This is a genomic window from Methylobacterium sp. CM6247 (assembly GCF_054817925.1).
The window spans coordinates 2172501-2177500 of sequence record NZ_JBTXKX010000003.1 but is presented as its reverse complement, the minus strand read 5'-3'; the positions used below and the strand labels follow the sequence as shown (position 1 = coordinate 2177500).

Sequence of the window (5000 nt, the reverse complement as noted above, 5' to 3'; positions counted from 1 at the left end):
CGGCGCATCGCAACCGCCGAGGAAACCGGCCCCGACGAGACCGGCCGATCCCGTTAGAAGCCGACGCCGGGAAAGATCGGTCATCGTTCCGTCTCCCTGGGGATGGTGAAGCGCCCCGTGATCATCGAACGCATGAGATTGGCCGCGCCGCCGACGAAGACCTGCGCCACGTGAACGAGCAGGAACAACACGAGCAGGCTGGCCACCAGGAAATGGATCGTCCGCGCGGATTGGCGGCCACCGAACAGGGTGAAGAGCTCGGGAAACGCCGTCGTGAAGCCCGGCGACATGGTGAGGCCAGTGAACACCATGAGCGGAAACAGGATCAGGACAACGCCGAGATAAGCGAATTTCTGCACCGCGTTGTACCGGAGCGCCTCGTTGCCGCGCGCCTTCTCGAACCTGACGTGATCACTGATTTCCCGGGCGAGATGCCCGGCAGACAGTTGATCCCTGTTCGGCACCAAGTTCTTGCGAAGATGTCCACTCGCCAGAACGAGGAGAAGATAGGCGATCCCGTTGATCACCAGGATCCAGGCAGCGAGGAAGTGCAGGTTTCTGCCCCAGCCGGTCTGTTCCAGATTCACCGGTAGGGGAAGTTCGAGCCACGCCGGGGCGCCGTTGGCCCCCGTCTCGCCCCAGAACAATCGCGGCAGGGCGAGAAGGATGGCGATTCCACTGATCAGCAGGACCAGGAAGGCCGCAGCATTCACCCAATGGGTCAATCGCAGCCAGGCCGGATGCCGGAATACGGTGCGGCGGGATTGTGGGCCCGCCTCCGTCGCCACCGCGCGAAGGTCAGGAGATGCGGGTGAGGACATCGAGCCGGTACCGATCGGTGCGATGACGATGAGTGACGTGGATCGACGAGTCGAGGATGTCGATGAGCTGGTCCGAGGCCGCATCCCCCGTCTGCGGATAATGGGTCGGCCCGGTCCAATGGACCAGCGCGATGGTGCCTCCCGTGTCGAGCGTGCCGAGAATCCGCTCAGCCAGGCGGGGCATGTCGGCTGCGTCGAAAAAGTAGAGGACCTCGGATATCAGGATTAGGTCGAACCGGCCGGCAGGCCATTGGCCGGGAGCGTGCAACCGCTGAAAGCTCACATGTGGCGCCTCCCGACAGCGCTCGCGTGCCTGTTCGAGGGCCTTCTCCGCGGTATCGACACCGATGAGGGCGTCGCATCGGGCTGCCAACGCCTTGGTGAACACGCCGATCGAACAGCCGATCTCCAGCGCCGACGCGTAATGCGGCTTCGGCAACGCTTCCAGCGTCGCCGCATACTTGGCGGCCTCGTATTCGCTTGTGGCGAACTGCCAGGGATCGGGATCCTCGGCGTAGCGGTTGTCGAAATAATCGGGCGGCATCGTCTGCGAATGACGCGTCATGGCACATCTCCGGAATCACGCCAGAGATCTCCGGCGGACACGGTCTCACCAAGGACATAACGCGCGGCCGATGTCAGCGCGAAATCCGGTGCCGGCTGGCGAAGATAGGTGGCGAGATCGCGCGAGGCGCGTTCGAGGGGATGATCGCGAAGGAAACCCTGCAGCCCCACGGAGCGCTGGGCGAGCTGGAGCACGGCAAGTCCCGCTGTCTCGACGGCTGTTCGCGCCAGATGAACATAGGCCACGATCCGCTCGGGATGGAGATCGTCTTCGAAGACGATACGGGCGGCGCGCTCCACCCATAGGCGGGCTGTCTCGGTGGCGATCAGCCCCTCTCCCAGCCGCGCCGATTGATGGGGATCAGGTCCCCGGCCGGTCCGGCGGAGGTGATCTCGCCAAATGTCGATGACCGCCTCGATCCCACCGAGCTGGACGGCAGCGAAACGCCAGGCTCCACCGAAGAAATAAGGCTGTCGCGAGTAGGAATCGGGCTCGCCCAGCAGCTCACCCGATCCGATAGGGAGGCCGGTCAGATCGACCTTTCCCGTCGCCGAGGCACGCATGCCATGCGCCCGCCAATCGGACAGATCCGCCCGTGTCCCAGGCGTCAGTTCCGGTATCACCATGAAGGCGAGATCGCCGGGAACCGTGCGGGCGGTGACCAAGGGGCGGCTGACGAAACCGGCCCCGGATGCGAGGATCTTGCCGGCCCTCAAGCGATAACCGCCGGCCACTTCCTCGAGCTTCAGCCCGTCATCGAAGAGTTCGGTGTTCCAGACGCCGAAAAGATGCCCCTGCCGCGCGTCTTCGAACAGTCGCGCGCGCTGGGAACGGTCGCCGTAGCGCGCGACCAATTGGAGCGCGTTGACATGGCCCTCATAGATGCGGCCGAGGGCGAGGCTTCCACTCCCGATGATGCGCAACACGCTACAGAGGTCCGCGGCCCCCGGTTCTTCGCCAAGCCCGGCGCCGTCCTCGTCCCGCGGGATCGGCGCGGCAAGCAGGCCGAGCGTGCGAAGATGCTCCACATCGGCCGCGGGAAACCCGCCATCGTGATCATGCTCGGCCGCCCGTGCAGCCGCTGCCCTGGCGGCAATCCTCGCTGCATCCGTAGGATCGAAAGTGGTGTGGGCGACCGGTGTCGGTTGGTCCACGCTGTTCATCCTCTCCACGCGGGCGTCGCATCCGTTATGATAAATATTTATGACATAGGAATAGCGTGACAGATATACTTCGTTCTGCCTTCCACCGTGCGACACCCAGGCGCGGACATTCTACGATTTACCTTGGATTCTTAATCGGCCGATGACGGGCGATCTGACGCTCCACCGGGCCGCCAGACCGGCGGCAACGCTGGTCACGTGTGAACGACCGTAGGACGGGCTGGTTCGGCAGCATCGCCTCCCATGACGTGCATCATCCTCGCAGCCAGGGATCCACAACTCCAAAAAAGCCGGTTTATCCCCATATCGGTTATAGGCGGCGGGTCCGAGATCGGGCAGCCTCCTCGCGGCTCTGCAATCGCCTTCGGCGCGGCTTTGCCGAGCTTCATGTCCGGGCTTTTGCCTCACCCGTTCCAGGATCGGTCCCCATGGCGCGAAAGCGCGTTCCTTCCACCGTCGATCTCCTGATGGAAGCCGTCGCCCGCCTCGGCCTTCCGCCACGTTCCGTCGATATTGAGGGGCTGCGGCTCCAACTCGACCTTCCGGAATTCGGCGGTTACGTCGACGATGCGCGTGTGGGCAAGGCGCTACGGCGGATGAAGGCCGTGCATGCCTTCGCCAAGGCTGGAGCGGAAGCGGTCGCCAGAAGCGTGCCGGGGCTGAAGGTGACGATCACTGCTAACGACACGCTGATATGGCGCGTGCGCGTGATGCTACCGCTCCTCGATGGCGGTCGCATGGACGTGCGGGTCGAGGTCCCGCTGGACGGCGTTGCCAGTGACATCGTCTCGGGCATGGCGGAGCGCAACGACCCGGCCTGGCGCATCGAGACGTTGCGAACGGCGGTCGCCGAGATCACCGCAAAGACGGGACGGACGCTCCGTCCCTCGCTCGAACGCCTCAGGGACACTATCGCCGGGGATCTGCGAGAGGTCGGCGCCGACGCCGTCACCTATATCGACCATATGGACCGCTCGCTCCGCTCACGGGTGTTCCATGACGGACCGAATCTCGGCCGATCCATGAGCGATACGCTGGCTCCGGTGCGGAAACGCGCGAAGCTCGTCGCAAGGGAGGATTCGCGCTTGCGGCGCCTGCGCGACCAGGTCGGGTTCGGTGCGTATATCGAGAAGTTCACGGCCGCCCGACGCCTTGGCCGCCGCATCATCTTCCATATGGGGCCGACCAATTCCGGCAAGACCTACGCGGCCCTGCAACATTTGGCGGCCGCCCCGACCGGCACCTATCTCGCGCCGTTGCGCCTGCTCGCACTCGAGAATTACGAGGGATTGGCCGAGCGCGGCCTGAAGGCCGGGATGGTGACCGGCGAAGAGGTTCTCGGTGAGGAGAGACCGACCCACACATCGCGGACCATCGAAACCGCCGACCTGACGCGGCCCATCGATGTTGCCGTGATCGATGAGATTCAAATGCTCTCCGACCCGGACCGGGGCTGGGCCTGGACCAATGCTCTGTTCGGCATCCCGGCGAAGACCGTCATCGTCTGCGGGTCGGACGATGCACTCGCCGCTGTCCGGCGCGCGGCGGAGGCCGCCAACGAATCGCTCGAGGTCATCACCTTCGTTCGCAAGACACCCCTGGTTCTTATGGAGGAACCGGTTCCCTTGGAAAATGTGGAGCCGGGTGACGCCGTCGTCGCCTTCTCGCGTCGCGCCGTCCACGAGAATCGTGAAATCTTGGTCGCGGCCGGACATAGCGTGGCGACGATCTACGGCGCCCTGTCTCCCGAGGTAAGAAGGGCGGAGGCGGCACGCTTCCGTACCAGTGAGGCCACCGTATTGGTGACCACAGACGCGATCGGCATGGGCCTCAACCTCGGTCCCCTGAAACGCATCGTCTTTTCCGCCACAAGGAAATGGGACGGTGTCGGCGAGCGTGCGCTGACAAACTCAGAGATTCGTCAAATTGCCGGTCGCGCCGGACGGTTCGGACATCAGGATGTCGGTTACGTCGCAGCCACAGATGCGGTCGGCATCGAACCGATCCGCGCGGCGCTAGCAGGTGCCCCCACGGCTCCCGCTGCCGATACGCGGTTCTTCGTGCGGCCAGACCTGATCGCGATTCGCTCCGTCGCCGAGGAGATGCGAACGCAGAGTCTCCGCGAGGTCATGACCCATTTCGCGCGCTCCACATTCTATGCCGGGTCGCCGTTCCAACCTTCGGCCCTCGACGAGATCCTCGATGTCGCGAAAGTCATCGATCGGGCCCACCTGCCGATCGAGGAAAAGTTCGCCTTTTCGGTTTGCCCGGTAAACCGCCGCGATGAAGTCGCCGTCGCCATGCTGGAGCGCTGGGCGGAGGCCCGGGCCACGCATACGACCGTTCCGGCGCTGCGTGCCAATCTCAGTGGGGAGCTCGATTACCAGGAGCGAACGGTGCGGCTCGCCAGCGCCTATCTCTGGTTATCGCGGCGATTTCCGGAAACCTTCG

At 64.3% G+C, this 5000-nt stretch carries 5 protein-coding genes (2 of these 5 cut by a window edge); 1 reads left to right on the top strand and 4 read right to left on the bottom strand.

The features are described from left to right. The 4 genes in view from ACYQOP_RS11115 to ACYQOP_RS11100 are tightly spaced (each overlapping or abutting the next) and all read right to left on the bottom strand, a layout consistent with a single transcriptional unit that may run on beyond the window. On the bottom strand, positions 1 to 84 hold the start of the coding sequence (locus ACYQOP_RS11115; protein WP_461222396.1) for a molybdopterin-dependent oxidoreductase. It extends 657 nt beyond the left edge of the window; only the first 84 of its 741 coding nucleotides appear in the window; the start codon lies at positions 82 to 84; the stop codon falls past the left edge of the window. Beyond that, entirely contained in the window at positions 81 to 821 is a 741-nt protein-coding gene (locus ACYQOP_RS11110; RefSeq protein ID WP_461222395.1) for a cytochrome b/b6 domain-containing protein, read from the bottom strand. The genes ACYQOP_RS11115 and ACYQOP_RS11110 overlap by 4 nt, the downstream gene beginning before the upstream one ends. Continuing rightward, positions 799 to 1386: a class I SAM-dependent DNA methyltransferase gene (locus ACYQOP_RS11105; protein WP_419952412.1), complete on the bottom strand. Its 588-nt coding sequence runs from the start codon at positions 1384 to 1386 to the stop codon at positions 799 to 801. Before ACYQOP_RS11105 ends, ACYQOP_RS11110 begins: the two co-directional genes overlap by 23 nt. Continuing rightward, positions 1383 to 2540 (bottom strand): acyl-CoA dehydrogenase family protein, encoded by a 1158-nt coding sequence (locus tag ACYQOP_RS11100; RefSeq protein ID WP_461222394.1) that lies wholly within the window; start codon positions 2538 to 2540, stop codon positions 1383 to 1385. The genes ACYQOP_RS11105 and ACYQOP_RS11100 overlap by 4 nt, the downstream gene beginning before the upstream one ends. Positions 2541 to 2977: 437 nt before the next feature. Between ACYQOP_RS11100 and ACYQOP_RS11095 the strand changes: the two genes are divergently transcribed. Beyond that, a protein-coding gene (locus ACYQOP_RS11095; protein ID WP_461222393.1) for a helicase-related protein crosses the window boundary here: on the top strand, positions 2978 to 5000 show its 5' portion. 119 nt of this gene lie beyond the right edge of the window; 2023 of the gene's 2142 nt are visible here — the first part of the coding sequence; its start codon is at positions 2978 to 2980; its stop codon lies beyond the right edge, outside the window.

Excerpts from the sequence above, each read along its gene's own strand:
- ACYQOP_RS11105 (WP_419952412.1), bottom strand. The coding sequence starts at position 1,386 with ATGACGCGTCATTCGCAGACGATGCCGCCCGATTATTTCGACAACCGC.
- ACYQOP_RS11110 (WP_461222395.1), bottom strand. The coding sequence starts at position 821 with ATGTCCTCACCCGCATCTCCTGACCTTCGCGCGGTGGCGACGGAGGCG.